Origin of the sequence: Neobacillus sp., assembly GCF_031988165.1 — a bacterium.
In the GTDB taxonomy this organism is placed as follows: Bacteria; Bacillota; Bacilli; order Bacillales; family Cytobacillaceae; genus Neobacillus; species Neobacillus rhizosphaerae.
Genome location: NZ_DALZYO010000001.1, coordinates 76,606 through 93,533 on the forward strand (window position 1 = coordinate 76,606; position 16,928 = coordinate 93,533).

Below are 16,928 nucleotides of genomic sequence, written 5' to 3' on the forward strand. Positions count from 1 at the left end.
ATAGTAGTTCTTTATAAAGAATGATAATATGAAATTGGTTCTTTGTACAGATTTTTTTGCCTTTTATTTTACATAAAATAAATAATTCTTTTGACAAGGAAACTTATAAATTTGAAAATTTCGGAGTTAGCAAATAAGGAGGGCAAAAAATTTCAAATATAAGCTATGAAAAAAATTAACAATAAATTGAGCAATGAATAATACTTCCAATATGAATTCCAAACTGATTAATCGATCCTGCTGGAAGTTCTAGAGTGGAGTATGCAGCCTTTACTGGTTTCGTCGCTCTCCAAGGCTGCAAATTATGATATACCTTTACAACCTCGTTTTGTTTGTTTAAAAGAACAACATCGATTGGAAACTTCATAAAAAACATATGCACGGCATTACAAGGTATGATCAAAAGTCCTTCATTCTTAATCGGATCCTTTCGAAACATTAGCCCTCTTAGTCTAGTAAAAAAAGAATCTGCCATATTAATTTGAAAAGGAATAGTAATGTTTTTTTTATTCATAAAATAACTCCTTCCAACTCTTCTATAATAAGTTCATTATAATCAACAAAATATTTTATATAAAGAACAAAAAACTAAGAAAAAAGGAGAAAAGTAGAGGAAAAAGAAGAATATCAACCAATAATACGTTAAAACGAACAAAAATGAGTGTTTTCAAAACATTTCGTTCGTTTTATATTTAAGATAAGTTCTTAATATAGAACCAAAAAAACAAAAAAAGCTTAGTAGGAGGAAATCAAATGTTAAAAAAAATGAAGAATCTTGTAGTTGAAGAAGAAGGACAAGCATTAACGGAGTATGGGTTGATTATTGGTCTGATCGCAGTAGTCTGTATTACATTAGTGGTTTTACTAGGTAAACAGATTAAAGCAGTTTTCAAAGGAATAACAGATGCCTTAACTGGTGCTGGAATTACTGGAAGTTAAAAATAGAGAAAAAAAGATTGCAAAGTTATAAATAATGTTATTTTTTCAAAATGGTTCCTGTTACATTTATAGTTCGTTCTAAATTATTTACATTGAAAAGAAAATCTTAGAGGGGTGAAATTAAATGTTAGAAAAATTAAAAAACTTAGTTCTAAAAGAAGAAGGACAAGCGTTAACAGAGTATGGGTTAATTATTGGTCTTATCGCGGTTGTCTGTATTACATTAGTAATTTTACTAGGTAAACAGATTAAAGAAGTTTTCAAAGGAATAACAGATGCCTTAACTGGTGCTGGAATTACTGGAAGTTAAATAACTGATATTGCCCTGCTTCCTACCTAAGAGAGGCAGGGTTTTTTAAAGAAGGGGAGTTATTACTTTGGAAAGTATCATCTTAATAATTGTTCTTTTTATTTGTTTAATTACAGATATAAAAAAACGAAAAATTTTTAATGTTGTTACATTACCAACTATTGTTTTTGGATTTGCTTATAACATATCGAATAAAGGTATGGAAGGGATTCTATTTAGTGGAAAAGGCTTCTTAATTGGTTTAGGGGTATTGTTAATTCCTTACTTATTAGGTGGCATGGGAGCAGGGGATGTTAAATTAATGACAGCTATTGGGACACTAATGGGAGCAAGCTTCATGTTTTATTCTTTCATATATACAGCGTTAATCGGAGGAGTAATAGGACTTCTGATGATTATAAAAACAAACGGATTATTGAATTCAATTAAATCTTTCCTTTTTAATATAGTTTTTTTTAGAAGTGATCTTGGTTCGATGATTATTTTAAAAAACAAAAATAGCAGTATCTCATTTCCATATGGGATTGCTATTGCTCTTGGTACATTTTGCACACTTATCTGGGGTGGATTTTGATGAAATCAGAAAATGGCCAATCGCTTGTTGAATTTGCACTGGTTCTTCCGCTTTTAGTGATGTTGTTGTTTGGAATTGTTGATTTTGGAAGGGCTCTTCATGCCTATCTGACTATCGATCACGCAGGAAGGGAAGCTGCAAGGGCAGCTAGCATTGGAAAAGATAATGCAGCAGTGAAGGTAATTGCAAAGAATCAGGGTACTAGCATTGGTTTAAAGGAAGATTGGGTAAATGTCTCACCCGCATCAAGGACACCAGGAACCGATATTAGCATTACAATTACCTATCCATTTAATTTTATTACACCAGTCCTTGGTCCATTGGTAAAGTCAATAGATTTAAAAAATAAAACTGTAATGCGAGTGGAATAAATATTCATTAAATTACGAGAAGAAGGCAGTGGAGCATGATGATAGTTTCATTCAAAAACCTAAAATCTTGCATCACAGCTTTTATGATAGATGAAGGAATGTTCTGCAAATAGTTAGAGTCAACATAAATATTAAAGTAAATTGTTGAAGTGAAATCTCAGGTTGACAGGGGTTTTAGGAGGTCAATATGAATACGAAAAAAATTTGGATTGTTTCATTAGTATTAGGCTTGGCGGTAGCGGGTTTTGTTTATTTGACGATATTTCCAAAAGAAAAACCTTCTACTCCTGCTAGTGCACCGATTACTCAGGATAAGGAAGAAACTAAGAATAAAAAGTCCCCTGAGGAAATCGAAAAAGAAAAAAAAGCAGAAAAAGAAAAAGCTCTTGCAAGAGAGTTCATTAATCCAATAGTCGACGTCAGCAAAGGGAAAAGGGCGTTCTCGATTAAAATCAACCTCGAAGAAGGGGTTTCCGGCTATATTGCCTCAAATTCAATGGTCGATGTGATTGCCTATGAAACAACAAAAGATGATAAAACCAGTAAAGAGTATAAGTCAGCGGTGCTCATCCTTGAAAATGTGAAAGTCCTTACTTCTGGTAAATCAGCTGACAACAAGGAAGCGGCCCTTCTCTATGAAACGGTAACTTTGGAGGTCACGCCCGAAGAAGGAGTTATGCTCGGTTTAGCTGCAAAAGATAAGGATGGATTTTATTTAATGCTTAGAAATTCAGATGATAAAGAAACTGGAAAAGCTGGGTTAAAGCAAACTAGAGAAGTAATCAAAGAGGGGGCGGAAGTAAAGAAATGAACATAAACTGGGTTTATTTTTCAGATACGAATACTTCTCCCGGAGAAATTCAAACTTATTTAGAAAAACAACAATTTCATTTAACTTCAACGAATGAGATTAACAGGTTGCACTCTCTTTTAACTGGGGATAATCAGACGGTGTTATTTTTAAAAGCGCATACGCTGTTTAACGTCTATGATCTGTGCCAAGAAATCTCCGCGCTTTATCCACATGTTTATATTGTATTAATTGTTGCTGATAACATGGAAAATTTGAAAAAGGCGATGTTGATGGGGGCATCTGATACTCTGCGATCTTCTTATCATCTTGAAGAGCTTTCTGAAGCTGTTGCTCATGCGAAGAAATTCATGCAGCATCGGGCAAGTATGGAACATAATGTTATCGGTCTAGTTAAAGAGAATAGTAGGGTTATTGCCGTTACTAGTCCAAAGGGCGGTGTGGGCAGGACGTTGTTAACGGTTAACCTCGCAGTGGCATTCGCCAGAATGGGGAAGAAGGTCGCTGTTATTGATGGTAATCTCCAATTTGGCGAAGTGGCTATCTACTATAATATGAAGCCAAAGAGAACGATTTATGAGTGGGTAAAGGAAGGATATGGGCACGCCAATTATTCCATCAGCCAATATATGACCCTTGTTGATGGAGAAGTATCTGTTCTTGCCGCTCCGCCCCGCCCGGAATTCTTTGAAGGCATCTCAGAAAAACATATCAAAGAGGCAATCGAAGAGGCTAAGAAATTATTTGACATTGTCTTAATTGATATGCAGGTATATCTATCTGAGATTCACCTGCGATTCCTGGATTTGGCAGATGAGATTTTGCTACTAACAGTTAATGAAATATCAGTCCTTAGGTTAAGCCAGCTCTATCTAGAAACTTTAGAGTCTATTAAGTTAAAGGATAAAGTAAAACTAATTTTAAACCGACAGATAAAAAGCCAAGGACTTGATCAAAAAAAAATCGAGGAAATTCTTGGAGTAGATGTCTATTGCACCTTGCCAGAACAAGTAAATGTGGCATCATCCTCCATCAAAGCAGGGCAGCCATTTATGCTCTCGCACTCACGGAGCCATCTCGGGAAGGCAGTTTGGAAGTTATCTGAGAAGCTATTTGTTCAAAAAAGTGATGAGACAACGGAGATGAAGAAAGATAAAAAATGGTTTCAGGTAGGAAAGTGAGGCGGGGAGAAAAATGTCATTATTTAAACGCTATATAGAAGGAGCAACGAATACTCCTACCAACAATATACAAGAGTTCCCTGTTCCGAAAAAGTCTCAGGAATTTTGGAATCTTGAAGCCGAGCTTCACAATCACTTATTAGAAGAATTGAAAAAGTATCCAGGACAGAACAAAGAAGCGGAAAAAAGCAAAATAGAGGAATTGGGAGCAGCGTTTTTTGACCAAGAGGGCAGGAGGCTGACGTTTGAAGAAAAGCAAGAAATTTTGCATTACGTTAAGGATGAGCTTCTGGCCTATGGGCCGATTACCCCATTACTAGAAAACCCATTAATAAGTGAGGTCATGGTCAATAATTATGATGAAGTTTATTATGAGAAAAATGGTAAGATTTATCGGAGTAATGTGAATTTTATTGATAACCAGCATGTTATGCGTGTCATCGAGCGAATCGTCTCACCAATAGGTCGTCGTATTGATGAAAGCTCACCAATGGTGGATGCCCGTCTGCCAGATGGCTCACGTGTGAATGCCATCATTCCTCCACTAGCATTAAAAGGACCGTGTTTAACGATTCGTAAATTCTCCGAAACACCGTTTTCGATAAAAGATTTAATTCATTTTGGAACCTTAACTAACGATATGGCGGAATTTCTTGAGATTTGTGTTAAATCCAGACTCAATATCTTTATTAGCGGGGGAACAGGTTCAGGAAAAACCTCTACGTTAAATGTATTATCATCTTATATTCCAAATGAAGATCGGATTGTTACGATTGAGGATGCTGCCGAGCTTAAGCTTAATCAGGAACATATCATTGCGCTTGAATCACGGCCGCCGAATATCGAAGGAAAAGGGCAAATTACGATACGAGATTTAGTGCGGAACGCTCTCCGGATGCGTCCAGATCGAATTGTTGTCGGGGAGGTTCGTGGCTCCGAGGCATTGGATATGCTCCAAGCCATGAATACTGGACACGACGGAGGTTTAAGTACCGGACATGCTAACTCTCCTCGAGATATTCTTTCCCGGTTGGAAACAATGGTGTTAATGGCAGGCTTCGAGCTTCCAGTAAAGGCAATCCGCGAGCAAATCGCCAATGCTATCGATTTAATTGTTCACCAAGCAAGGATGAAGGATGGAACGAGAAAAATCACTCATATAACTGAAGTGTTAGGCTTAGAAGGTGAAACAATCGTTCTCCAGGATCTTTATGTCTATAAAGAAACAGGCTTTTCTCATGATGGACGAATTGACGGAAGATTTACGAGTACAGGTATTCGTCCAAAGTTCTCTGAGTTGCTTGAAGTGAATGGATACAAATTGCCGGCTTCATGGTTTGTTGGAGAGTGGTTAAAATGAAAATAATGATTGAATTGCTCGTTTTATTTAGTGTCGTTAGTGTTTTGAGTTTTCTCTTTTTAAGTGGATATTCCCATAAGAGAAGGATGAATAACCGGATTAAAGAATTTTTACCGTCTCCGCATTTGGAGGAAGCGGCAAATGAGCAAAAAGAAAGACCCTCTTTTTTTAAGCGTTTTTTCCTGTCCGTTGCCACTATTTTTAAAAATGTGCAATTTAGTGAAAGTACGGAGAAAATATTGTTAGAGGCTAGAAGTAATTTAAAACCAGAGGAGTTCTTTGCCCTTAGAATTCTAGCCGCTGCAGGTAGTGGAATCATTACGGCCTTAATCGGACTGAATTGGTATATTATTACAATTGTTATCATCATTGGATTCATCTTCCCGAAAAATTTTATGAAACGAAAAAGAAGAATTCGGTTAGCAAGGGTAAACGAGCAGTTGATTGAAGTATTGGGCACGATGGCCAATTCGATGAGGGCAGGCTTCAGCTTCATGCAAGCGATGCAGCTTGTCGGGAAGGAAATACCCGACCCGCTTGGACCAGAATTTGAACGTGTTGTTCGACAGGCAGGTTTGGGGGTGTCTGTCGATGATGTTTTTGAAGAATTAGTTGAACGCTTGCCGAATAAAGAGCTGGATGTAGTCGTACAAGCGATCCTTGCCCAAAGAAAAAGTGGAGGAAATTTAGCTGAACTTCTGGAGACAATGGAAGAAACCATCAGAGGCAGGGTGAGAATTTTAGAAGAATTGAAAACGCTGACAGCTCAAGGAAGGATGTCATCCTGGATTATTACCCTGCTGCCAGTTGCGTTAGGTGTATATTTAGGGTTGGTAAACTGGGAATATTTTTCTCCGATGTTTCAGCACCCTTTAGGCTGGATGATGATTTTCTTGGGGGCAACAGCCAATATTATAGGCTGGGTATTTATACGAAAAATCATCCGAATTGAGGTGTAGAAAATGCTGGATATTATTTTGCTACTTTTATTAGCTGGGTTTACAACTTCTTTGTTCGCAGGAATTATGTTAACCGTTTTTAAACAGAAAATAGCCTTTAATCAACGAGTAAATATGATTTTTGGTGAACCAGCAAGAAAACAAAAAGCGGATCCTCTATCTGAAAATAAAGAAAAAGGCTTAAAGAAGCTTATCGATGTTTACTGGAATAAAGGAACCGATGCGTTAAATAAACGGGTTTCGAAGGTGGAAAGAAAAAGGTTAGACACACTGCTACGTGATGCAGGCTACCCTTTTAAGTCAGCAATTGACTTCAGGCTGTTCCAAATTGTTCTAAGCATTGGATTCAGCGTGCCAATCTTTCTGCTTATTTTGCCGGCGTCAGATAACAAGATGCTAACTTGGGTGATGATTTTTACGATGGCGTTATTGGGTTTCCGACTTCCAGTGTTTTATCTTGGAAAAAAGAAAACAGCAAGAATAAAAGCGATTAACGTATCAATGCCGGACTTTTTTGATACCGTCAACCTTTTGCTTGAGGCCGGGATGGGACTAGATTTGGCGTTAGCAGAAGTTTCGCAAAAAATTAAAGGTCCTCTTGCCGATGAGTTTATTCAAACATTAGAGGATATGAAGCTTGGTAAATCGAGAAGAGAGGCCTTTTATGATTTGCGGAAGCGTGTTCCTTCAGATTCGTTTCAAAGTATCATCACCTCGCTAATTCAGGCCGATCAGCTCGGGATTGGGATGGCAAAGGTATTGGGAAATCTGACCGTCCGAGTTCGTGAGCAACGGCGCGAGGCTGCACGTGAGCAGGCGATGAAGGCACCGGTGAAAATGCTGTTTCCAATGGTATTCTTTATCTTTCCCTCGTTATTTATTGTTATTTTAGGTCCCTTGGTGATTCTGTTGGTTACAAAGGGGATTGGTGGTTAAATAACTGTACAATAATTATTCTTGATTTTTTAGGAGATGAATATTTAATAATTTTGAGTCACCATGGATAGTGGAATGTCGGTACTGAAATTTCATTTGGTAACAGATGTGTCTGAACAAAAGGAGAGATACGATGGATGGTAATAAACTTAAAAGGTCGCGGACTGAAAAAGGGTATTCATTAACAAGGTTAAGTGAGTTGACAGGTATTTCGAAGTCATATTTAAGTTTAATTGAAAGGGATATTCAAACGAATCCCAGTTTAGACATAGTAGATAAAATCGCAAAATCATTAAATGTGGATATCGAATATTTTGTTAATAGTGAAAAAAGAGACTCTAATCTGTCATTTAATGAGAAACATCCAGTAAAGAGCATCCTAAAATTTGAAATCGAGTTATCTGAGCAGCAACTAAACACTCATAAGTTAAAACAAATAAAAGATTTAATAAATGCCATTAATACAGACTAATAAATTTTTTTAAAGAGGTCAGTTTGCTTAACGAAAATTGATCTCTTTTTATTCTTGGAAAAAACAGCCCACTCATGAAATTACTAAGCTGTGTAGCAAGGAAAGGAAAGAAAGAAACGCTAAACCGCCAAAAATGGATAAGGCCGACTTCAAACGGGTGTTGCGAACCTGCGAGAATAGAAACGAACTACACAAGCTAAACCAGACAATCAGAGTCAAAATAATGAAACTATCAATAATCCAATAAGAGAGCTTTCCCCAATAAATTATTCCAGCTAATATGCTGCTTTGGAGTAGTGGCACCATCACATCCTTGCTATGCTTCACAACTGGCTCGCTCATATTCTCGAGAGCTTTAGCTGAAAGCAGCGGATAAAGAAAATAAGGAAGTACAAAACCAAAGCAGATGCCAGTTATCAATCTCCTCACATTCGTACTTTCAAACCAATGTGCATAGGAGCCTAATCCGTCAATTATCAACGGTACCATATATAATAGAAGAAAGAAGCTTATTTTTATCGAAGGGATTGTAAGTTTTGACCTTCGTTTAAACAGATGTAGATAAGCCAACGTTGAGAAAATACCGATATAGATGCCTGTATCCCTGGCACAAACGGAAAGTGTATTGCCTGATGCCTTGAGGGATCGTTCCTCTAATTGGTGGCAGATTGCTCTTCCGAAGAAATGTAATATTCCTTGTAACAACAATGATCACTCCTATTAGAAATAACCCAATCCTGGTGTAATGAGTTGGGTTATTCTTCGTTTCTCATTAATACCCCGACAAAAATGCTGGCCCAATCGAAAGCGCTGAAGCAGCAAACCAGCAGATACAGCTTAGAACAATAGAGACAATACCAACAATTAAACAGGTTTTCCCGATTGCTTTCTTTTCTAGATCCTGATCATTCATCCAAACAATTCCCAAAATAATTCCAACAACAGGAATAAAAAATGATACAATGTAAACCAGAGCTTTTATCCCACTTGACACGAAATCACCTCCATCACAGATAATAAGCGAATCCCAACCACATTTAGAAAATCTTGTTCAATGATATGTATGTCAATGGCGTCCCAAATTTGCCTGTCTCCCTTTTGTAAATTTCTAATTAAATCCCACCCATTTCTTCCATTTTTCGGGTATTATGGATAGGAGAGATATTCATAAAAAAATGGTGGGTATAAAATGGGGCTGCTTTTGGACGGGTAAACACGACATACTTAGCTATTTTTCTACTATCCTCACTAATTTTTTAATAGAATTGTAATATTTTTAATAGAATAGAAACATTTCGTGCGAAGTTTCGTCTATAATAAAGTAAGAAAAATAACCATCAAAGAGGGATAGGAATCATGGGGTATCTTAAAGGCGGTTGGAGAAGAGGGACATTAGTTGTCATTATTGCGATTGGGTTATTGTTTGCAGGGATATTTGTGAGCAATTATTTTCAAGCAAAAGCTGCAGGCGAATCTAGTAATCACCCAAAAAATGAACATATTAATCGGGCGATAGCTAAAGGTCCAGCACCAGAAACGATTGTAAGAAACACAAAGGATGCAAAGTTTGAAAAAGAATGGATTCAAAAGCAGCAAGATAAAGAGATAATTTGGAGAAATAAGCAAGACCAAGTGCCAGAAACTACTACTCCAGAGAATGAAGTGGCACAACCTGGCACAAAGGAAACAGGAACTCCTCAAACACCGACAAAGGAATCCAATGCAAATCAGCCAGAGCAAAATAATACACCACCAGAGGAAAACCATAAGACAGTTTATTTAACATTTGATGATGGCCCAGCACCATTTTCCGGTGAAATCATTGCACTTCTAGAAAAATACCATTACAAGGCAACATTCTTTATGATTGACGGGAATATCAGGAGTTATCCTAATTCGGTAAAATTGATGGTTTCAAGCGGAGAGACGGTTGGCCTTCATAGCGTATCACATAATGTGAAAAAGTTTTATGCATCTGCCGATTCGGTTATCTCGGAATTAACACAAAACCGGAATACATTAAAGGAGATCTCTGGTATCGACTCTTATATCATGAGAACCCCATACGGCAGCGTTCCGCATATGTCTGCGGAATATCGCAAAGCAGTTAATGATAATGGGTATTTGATGTGGGATTGGAATATTGACAGTAAAGACTGGTATTATAAAGATGCACGGTATGTTAATAGCGTCATTGAGCAGTTAAATCGAATGGCCAACCATAATGGACCAATCGTGATTCTTTTACACGAAAGAAAGGAAACACTTGCTCACTTGCCTGCGCTGCTTGAATATTTAAGCAAACAGGGCTTTGAATGTAAAGCCATCGACAACTCCATGACACCTTACCAATTTAGTGTAAGATAGCTTTTAAAAGGACAAAATACGTGCCGATTTGATATAATAAATCTACGATTAACAGATGATTCACAGTAAAAATGATGGGGTTCGATAATTGCCTATGATAAATAAACTTTTGCACAGCAGTAGTTTCAAGAGAATATCCATTTTTGTCGTCATTGCACTCGCTATTTATGCGATGAAAAGCATGATTAATTTAATTTTATTGACGTTCATTTTTGCCTTTTTAATGGACCGGTTAGTCCAATTCATTGAAGGTAAAATACCTCTGAACCGTAAGTTAATTGTCGTCATTTCCTATGCATGTATTGTTGGACTGCTTTCATATAGCTTGGTTATGTATTTGCCAATGATTGTCGGTGAAATTACCGCTTTGATTAAGCAACTGACTACTTTTTATACAGCAAAGCATGATAATGCTGTGTTGAATTATATCGTTAAACGAATTGAAGAAATAAAAATTTCCAGTTATTTAGAACAAGGTTTTACCTTTTTATTAAAATATTTTACCGATATTAGTAAAATTGGGCTGCAAACATTATTAGCCCTGTTACTAAGTCTGTTCTTCTTGTTGGAAAAACCACGTTTAATTGAATTCACGAAGAAATTTAAAACGAGTAAAGTTGCTTCAATTTATGTTGAAATTGAATTCTTTGCCAAAAAATTCGTCAGCACGTTTGGTAAAGTGATTGAGGCACAATTAATAATTGCTGTTGTGAACTGTGTTTTAACAACGATTTCCTTGTGGATACTGAACTTCCCACAGCTGGGCGGTTTATCGATTATGATTTTCCTTTTGGGACTGATTCCTGTTGCCGGTGTGATTATTTCCTTAATACCACTGGTGATTATCGCCTATAGTATTGGCGGAATGATAAAGGTTCTGTATATCGCGATTGCGATTGCCATCATTCATGGAATCGAGGCATATATTTTAAACCCAAATCTGATGAGTTCTAAAACAAATCTGCCTGTGTTTTATACGTTTATTGTGTTGATTTTCTCTGAGCATTTTTTTGGTGTCTGGGGGCTAATTATTGGGATTCCAGTATTTGTTTTCTTATTGGATGTCTTAGAGGTAACAGAGAGTAAAAAGGTTTAACAAAAAAGCCTATTTAGGGCTTTTTTGTTTTAGCTGAAATCTGTTATGCTATCGGTATACATAGACAAGGAGGAGTATCCATGAGCGAATGTAAGCTTAATCATTCACAGGAAGATGTTAAAAGTAAATATGAATCGCAGACAGCCTTTTTGCCAGAGGAAATGAAGCCATTATTTGATCAGTTTTTGGCCAAAGAGCATACACAGGAAATCTTAAATGAAGTCTTTCATTTATTGAAAAAATATGATTTGGCCACTGAGGAAGAAAAAAGTGAACGAACAAACCGGTTAAATATGGTGCTGAATAACCTGTAAATAAACCAGACCCCCGACTCTCAGGCACGGGGGTTTATCTTATTTTTTATGAAATAGGGTATTTTAGAAAATATCAATGGCTGCTTATTTTAATAACAGAAAAGAGGATACGATGGGAGAAATACTACAGCTTTTAAAACGCGGCAATAAATCGGCGATGCTAGCTGCGATTATTAATTCGATTATTTCAATTATTAAAGGTGTGGCCTTTATGTATACAGGCAATGTCGCCATGTTTGCGGAAACGATGCACAGTCTTGGCGATGCAGCAAATCAGTTTTTTGTGTTTGTCGGTTCTGCCTTAAGTAAAAAGGCACCGACGGAAAAATTCCCAAATGGGTTTGGCCGCTTAGTTAACCTTGTTCTTTTAGGGGCTGTGTTAATCGTCGGTATTATGGCGTTTGAAACGATTCGTGAAGGCTGGCATCATGTTGTCCATCCGACCGCGTCCGACGGTTTTATCCTCAATATCCTTGTATTAGGGATTGCCACAATCCTTGAATCCTTCGTGCTTTTTAAAGCAATGAAAGAAATATTGCATGATCTCGAAATAGAGGCAAGCGGCCCTAATGTGTTTGTTAAAAGCTTTGCTAATCTAGGAAGAGCGAAACCGGCAACGAAGCTTGTCTTCATGGAAGACCTCGTGGCAACGATTGGAGGTTTGGTAGCGATTATTGCCGTGGTTATTTCCTATTTTACGAAGTTCCATCAACTAGAAGGAATCGCCTCGATACTGATTGGTGCCATGATGTTTTTTGTCGTTGGCAAGGTCTTTTTGGACAATGCCGCAGGAGTTATTGGACAAGCTGATGAAGAAATGGAAGATAAGATTGGTGCTCTTGTTATGGCCGATCCAGATGTTTTGGATATTCAAGGAATTACCGTGATTAAAGAGGGTGAGGACCTGCATGTTGAGGTGGAGATTGAGGTAGATCCCAAAATGACAGTAGCAGCGGCCGATGATATTAAAGACAGATTAGAGGAAAAAATATTGGCAGAAAAAGGCGTCGTCGATGTCACGATTGAGTTTGATGAAGAAGATGGTGTAATGACTTGGCGGCCCAGTAATGAATCAACTAAGGAATAGGTAAGGACTTGGGAAGGACGAATAAAAAAGCTTGTCAATTGGGAATCTATTCGTAAAGTACTTTTTTAGGAGGACTGCAAAATGGGTGGGCATAGCATAAGGTTAACCAGTTCGGAAATCGGCGGATTATGGGCTGCCTACCTTCAGGAGAATATGGCTGTTTGTTTATTAACCTATTTCCTGCATCACAATCAAGATGAACAAATAAAGGAAATTTTGCAGAAAGCCTATGAGATATCTAAAGGACATGTTGCCCAGATTACGTGTATTTTTAAGGATGAGGGTATCCCTATACCCGATGGGTTCTCGGAAAAAGACTTAAATTTGACTGCACCGCCTTTATTTTATGATATGTTTGGTTTAAGCTTTGTCTACTCTATGAGCAGAATGGGCATGGTTAATACTAGTTTTATTACAGTGAATACAGCCCGTAAAGATGTGATGGATTTTTTTGTGAGGATGGTCCAACAAACGACGATGTTATATCAGCAAGCAACAACCTTAATGCTTGAAAAGGGAGTCTATGATCGGCCGCCAATGATTCCCTATCCGGATCAGGTGGAGTATGTTGAAAATCCATCCTATATTAGTGGATTTTGGAAAAAGAGACCGTTAAATGTAGCTGAAATTACGGAAATCTTTTTTAACATTGAGCGGAATTATTTTTCAATCTTACTATGTATGGGCTTACTTCAAGTAGTCAAGGATAAAGAAATTCATGATTATATCGCTGAAGGTAAGAAAATTTCTGAAAAACAAATTAACACCTTTAATGATATCCTTATGAGGGAGGAGCTATTAGGGAACGTGTGTGTCAGTATGGATGTAACGGATTCAACGGTCTCACCGTTTTCAGATCGGCTTGTCGTTACATTGTTCCACTCCTTGAACAGCATTGATGTTACTTTAATAGGACATGCGTTGTCATTGTCAATGCGAACGGATTTAGCCGTTTTTTATGAAAAGTACATCCTTGAAATTTTACTTTATTCCGCCAAGGGCTTTGATATGATGGTGAAGCGCGGTTGGATGCTAAAGGCACCACATGCTCCAGATAGAAGAAAACTTCAGAATTAATAGGGAAAGGTTCGCTAATTCAGCGAACCTTTTCTTATAATATTAGAATTTATAACATTGGACTTAGAGAATTGTCCAGCTCCAGCGCCCTAGCGACTAGAGTGCTTCCCTCACCTCCCTACGATAAGTCAACATCGGTTCGCTAACGCTCACCGTGTTTCCTTTAGCTAATCAGAATTTATTTCCTAAATTCTGAACGCATAAATTCAACTACGCCTCTGTCTTCGCCTAACGGCTTGCCAATCGGCGAGTTTACATTTATCTCAGTCGGTTCAGTCCAGCCCTTACGTCGCTGACCAGGGCGCTTCCGCTTTTCTTATTCCCACGGTTTACTCGTGGTAAAATAACTCGCCAATTCTTTACTGTTTTTCCTGTGCTGTTTCCGCTTTTCGGCCCGTTCGTGTCCAGTTTCATATAGCTTTTTTTCCTCTTCCGTTTCTGGAATAATCTTAGGGACCGCAGTAGGTTTCCCATTGTCATCTAGGGCAACAAAGGTCAAAAAGGCAGTTGCAGCAATTTTTCGATCACCAGAAATGAGATTTTCGGCAATAATTTTTACAAACACTTCTATGGAAGAGGTGCCGGTCCAAGTAACGAAGGATTCGAAACAAACGGAATCCTTTGGTGTAATCGGGCTAAGAAAATCAACCGAGTCAGTCGATGCGGTGACACACTCCCTCCGTGAATGCCTGGTCGCCGAAATAGAGGCAAGCATGTCAACATCACTCATCAGCTTCCCGCCAAACAATGTATGATGGTTATTTACATCGTTAGGAAAAATCCTGCTGGTTCTCACTACTCTTGATTCATTACAAGTTTTTGCTTCCATCAAAATCCCTCCAACAATCTGTTACTAATTTGTGGTTCATATTAAAAACATAATCAAACTTGATACAGTGATAAATCTCCATTTTTAATGATATCATAACTAGTTTACCGGAAAATAAAACGAAAATTCTCTTTGAAGCAGCGAAGATGGAGTAAATCACTGTTTATTCATCCATAATAAACCCATGAATCGACAAATGGAATAGAGGAAGATGGGATTAGCTGTGAAATATAAAATATTATTGTGGTTTACTTCTATTTTCATCGGTACGGCAGGCTGCCAAAATCATGTACATTTACTACAACCCAACCATGAGGTTTCCGCTTATTATGAAAATAAACAGGAGGAAACAAATCTTCAACGAAAGATAAGAGCCTATTTAAATTCAAACCATATCAATGGCAGTGTAGCTATTGTAAAGGAGAAGGAAATAATTTTTCATGAGGGTGTGGGATTTGCCGATTTTAACCAACGAATCGAAAATCAACCTGGAACCGCCCATCCTATTGCATCCATTACGAAGTTGATCGTCGCTGCTAGTATTATGCAGCTCCAGGATAAACGGAAATTAACGATTCAAGATTCTGTTGCAACTTATATTCCAGACTTCCCAAATGGGAAGAAGATAAAAATCTTCCATTTATTAAACCACACGTCTGGAATCCAAGCACCCCTCTGGCATACAGGAAACAAGAAACCAGTAGAAATAGTGCAGAAGTTGGCTGCAAAAACGATTAGATTTCCAGCGGGGACACAATGGAATTATAATGACATCAATTATTTGGTCCTGGGGTTTATTGTGGAAAAGGTTTCGGGGGTACCACTGCATGAATATATTCAAAAGAATATATTTAATAAGGCCTCGATGCGACATTCGGGTTTTATTACCGAGGAGCAAGCGGACTCACATTATTCAACAGGCTATCTAAAGATCGGAAATCAATTGATTCCGGCTAGGCAATTGAAGACTGATGTGCTTTTTGGGTGTGGCGATATTTATGCTACTGTCCTTGATTTATGCTCTTTCGATCAGGCGTTAATGAATGGAAAACTTGTTTCCCAAGATAGTTTAAAGGAAATGCTGACTCCAGGGCCAAAGTCAAAGTATGGTTTAGGCCTCTATGTGGCAGATGACAAAGTTTATAGCCGTGGTATCGTGGGCGGCTGGGAATCATTTCATGTCTATTTTAAAAATAAAACCACCATGGCGATTCTCTTGAATGTTCGTGACAAAAGAGTAAATATCCATCAGGTTTCGAAGGATCTTTATAAGATGATTATGTGATACTCCATCAGAGGATCATCCTGCCCGTTATTACGTGATAAATTTTAGTGAATGACAGACATTTATGATACAGTGAATATACAATGATTATAGATGGGAGGCCCATGGGATGAGTTTACAAGTACAGATTATGAAAGAATTACATGTCACACCAAACATCAACCCGAAAGAAGAAATCCGTAAGCGGATTGACTTTTTGAAAAATTATTTGTTGAAAACAAAGGCAAAGGGGTATGTGTTAGGAATCAGCGGTGGTCAGGATTCCACTCTCGCCGGACGGTTGGTGCAGCTTGCTGTTGAGGAGCTGAGGAGTGATGGAAACGAGGCTTTGTTTATTGCCGTTCGTCTTCCCTATGGAGTTCAACAGGATGAGGAAGATGCCAAAAGAGCTTTGGCCTTTATCCGTGCTGACCGGGAATTGGTTTTTAATATCAAGGCAGCTGTTGATGAAGTACAAATGGAATATAATTCAGGCATCCAGGTCGACAGTTTAAGCGATTACCAAAAAGGAAATGTGAAGGCTAGAATGAGAATGATCGCCCAGTATGCCGTCGGTGGCATGGAAGGGCTGCTTGTGGTCGGTACAGATCATGCAGCAGAAGCAGTTACAGGATTTTATACAAAGTATGGTGACGGAGGGGCAGATATCCTTCCATTAACAGGCCTAACCAAAAGGCAGGGGAAAGCCTTGCTAAAGGTGCTTGGTGCAGAGGAATCTCTCTATTTAAAGGTACCGACTGCAGACCTGCTCGACCATAAACCAGGCCAGGCCGATGAAACCGAAATGGGTATTACCTATGATGAACTGGACGATTATCTTGAAGGAGTGTCTGTTTCACAAGAGGTCGCCGAGAAAATTGAAAAGCGCTATCTCATCACCGAACATAAACGTCAGCTTCCCGCAACGCTGTTTGATAAATGGTGGAAATAATGTTGGAACGAGGAGGAATTGCCAAGCCA

General features: G+C 38.1%; 21 protein-coding genes. 17 read left to right on the forward strand and 4 right to left on the reverse strand.

The window, feature by feature from the left end; translation table 11 throughout:
- Positions 1–175 precede the first annotated feature (175 nt).
- Positions 176–514, reverse strand: a complete 339-nt coding sequence (locus RTR43_RS00360; RefSeq protein ID WP_312468860.1) for a DUF192 domain-containing protein — start codon at positions 512–514, stop codon at positions 176–178.
- Between the two features lie 239 nt (positions 515–753).
- Here RTR43_RS00360 and RTR43_RS00365 point away from each other — a divergent pair, with 239 nt between their 5' ends.
- The 10 genes from RTR43_RS00365 (at position 754) to RTR43_RS00410 (ending at position 7,913) form a co-directional block, all read left to right on the forward strand.
- Entirely contained in the window at positions 754–939 is a 186-nt protein-coding gene (locus RTR43_RS00365; RefSeq protein ID WP_312468862.1) for a Flp family type IVb pilin, read from the forward strand.
- 124 nt (positions 940–1,063) lie between these two features.
- Complete coding sequence (locus RTR43_RS00370; RefSeq protein ID WP_312468864.1) at positions 1,064–1,249, forward strand: Flp family type IVb pilin; 186 nt, start codon at positions 1,064–1,066, stop codon at positions 1,247–1,249.
- 67 nt (positions 1,250–1,316) lie between these two features.
- Entirely contained in the window at positions 1,317–1,823 is a 507-nt protein-coding gene (locus tag RTR43_RS00375; RefSeq protein WP_312468865.1) for an A24 family peptidase, read from the forward strand.
- On the forward strand, positions 1,823–2,194 hold the full coding sequence (locus RTR43_RS00380; RefSeq protein ID WP_312468866.1) for a TadE/TadG family type IV pilus assembly protein: 372 nt from the start codon (positions 1,823–1,825) through the stop codon (positions 2,192–2,194). Before RTR43_RS00375 ends, RTR43_RS00380 begins: the two co-directional genes overlap by 1 nt.
- A 187-nt stretch (positions 2,195–2,381) precedes the next feature.
- Complete coding sequence (gene cpaB, locus RTR43_RS00385; protein WP_312468867.1) at positions 2,382–3,005, forward strand: Flp pilus assembly protein CpaB; 624 nt, start codon at positions 2,382–2,384, stop codon at positions 3,003–3,005.
- Positions 3,002–4,186 carry a CpaE/TadZ family protein gene (locus RTR43_RS00390; RefSeq protein WP_312468868.1) on the forward strand — a complete coding sequence of 395 codons (1,185 nt, stop codon included), beginning with the start codon at positions 3,002–3,004 and terminating at the stop codon, positions 4,184–4,186. Before cpaB ends, RTR43_RS00390 begins: the two co-directional genes overlap by 4 nt.
- 13 nt (positions 4,187–4,199) lie before the next feature.
- On the forward strand, positions 4,200–5,546 hold the full coding sequence (locus RTR43_RS00395) for a TadA family conjugal transfer-associated ATPase (RefSeq protein WP_312468869.1): 1,347 nt from the start codon (positions 4,200–4,202) through the stop codon (positions 5,544–5,546).
- A complete protein-coding gene (locus RTR43_RS00400; RefSeq protein WP_312468870.1) occupies positions 5,543–6,505 on the forward strand; it encodes a type II secretion system F family protein in 963 nt (320 codons plus the stop codon). The genes RTR43_RS00395 and RTR43_RS00400 overlap by 4 nt, the downstream gene beginning before the upstream one ends.
- Positions 6,506–6,508: 3 nt before the next feature.
- Positions 6,509–7,441 carry a type II secretion system F family protein gene (locus tag RTR43_RS00405; RefSeq protein ID WP_312468871.1) on the forward strand — a complete coding sequence of 311 codons (933 nt, stop codon included), beginning with the start codon at positions 6,509–6,511 and terminating at the stop codon, positions 7,439–7,441.
- A gap of 133 nt (positions 7,442–7,574) precedes the next feature.
- Entirely contained in the window at positions 7,575–7,913 is a 339-nt protein-coding gene (locus tag RTR43_RS00410; RefSeq protein WP_312468872.1) for a helix-turn-helix domain-containing protein, read from the forward strand.
- Between the two features lie 72 nt (positions 7,914–7,985).
- Here the strand turns inward: RTR43_RS00410 and RTR43_RS00415 are convergent, their stop codons facing one another.
- Together RTR43_RS00415 and RTR43_RS00420 are read right to left on the reverse strand one after the other, a co-directional pair.
- Complete coding sequence (locus RTR43_RS00415) at positions 7,986–8,618, reverse strand: DUF2085 domain-containing protein (RefSeq protein ID WP_312468873.1); 633 nt, start codon at positions 8,616–8,618, stop codon at positions 7,986–7,988.
- A gap of 67 nt (positions 8,619–8,685) precedes the next feature.
- A complete protein-coding gene (locus RTR43_RS00420) occupies positions 8,686–8,907 on the reverse strand; it encodes a hypothetical protein (RefSeq protein WP_312468875.1) in 222 nt (73 codons plus the stop codon).
- A 362-nt stretch (positions 8,908–9,269) separates the two neighbouring features.
- Between RTR43_RS00420 and RTR43_RS00425 the strand changes: the two genes are divergently transcribed.
- The 5 genes from RTR43_RS00425 to RTR43_RS00445 all read left to right on the forward strand — a co-directional run bounded on the left by RTR43_RS00425 (position 9,270) and on the right by RTR43_RS00445 (position 13,854).
- Positions 9,270–10,280, forward strand: coding sequence for a polysaccharide deacetylase family protein (locus RTR43_RS00425; RefSeq protein ID WP_312468876.1), 1,011 nt, complete (start codon positions 9,270–9,272; stop codon positions 10,278–10,280).
- Between the two features lie 94 nt (positions 10,281–10,374).
- Complete coding sequence (locus tag RTR43_RS00430) at positions 10,375–11,376, forward strand: AI-2E family transporter (protein ID WP_312469105.1); 1,002 nt, start codon at positions 10,375–10,377, stop codon at positions 11,374–11,376.
- Between the two features lie 80 nt (positions 11,377–11,456).
- On the forward strand, positions 11,457–11,690 hold the full coding sequence (locus tag RTR43_RS00435; RefSeq protein ID WP_312468878.1) for a hypothetical protein: 234 nt from the start codon (positions 11,457–11,459) through the stop codon (positions 11,688–11,690).
- A gap of 112 nt (positions 11,691–11,802) precedes the next feature.
- A complete protein-coding gene (locus RTR43_RS00440; protein WP_312468880.1) occupies positions 11,803–12,777 on the forward strand; it encodes a cation diffusion facilitator family transporter in 975 nt (324 codons plus the stop codon).
- Between the two features lie 81 nt (positions 12,778–12,858).
- On the forward strand, positions 12,859–13,854 hold the full coding sequence (locus tag RTR43_RS00445) for a DUF3231 family protein (protein WP_312468881.1): 996 nt from the start codon (positions 12,859–12,861) through the stop codon (positions 13,852–13,854).
- 316 nt (positions 13,855–14,170) lie between these two features.
- Here RTR43_RS00445 and RTR43_RS00450 read toward each other — a convergent pair whose 3' ends face one another.
- Complete coding sequence (locus RTR43_RS00450; protein WP_312468882.1) at positions 14,171–14,683, reverse strand: acyl-CoA thioesterase; 513 nt, start codon at positions 14,681–14,683, stop codon at positions 14,171–14,173.
- A gap of 223 nt (positions 14,684–14,906) precedes the next feature.
- On the opposite strand from RTR43_RS00450, the gene RTR43_RS00455 reads away from it, so the two are divergent.
- On the forward strand, positions 14,907–15,968 hold the full coding sequence (locus RTR43_RS00455; RefSeq protein WP_312468883.1) for a serine hydrolase domain-containing protein: 1,062 nt from the start codon (positions 14,907–14,909) through the stop codon (positions 15,966–15,968).
- Positions 15,969–16,077: 109 nt separating this feature from the next.
- A complete protein-coding gene (gene nadE, locus RTR43_RS00460; protein ID WP_312468885.1) occupies positions 16,078–16,899 on the forward strand; it encodes an ammonia-dependent NAD(+) synthetase in 822 nt (273 codons plus the stop codon).
- The last annotated feature ends 29 nt before the right edge of the window (positions 16,900–16,928 follow it).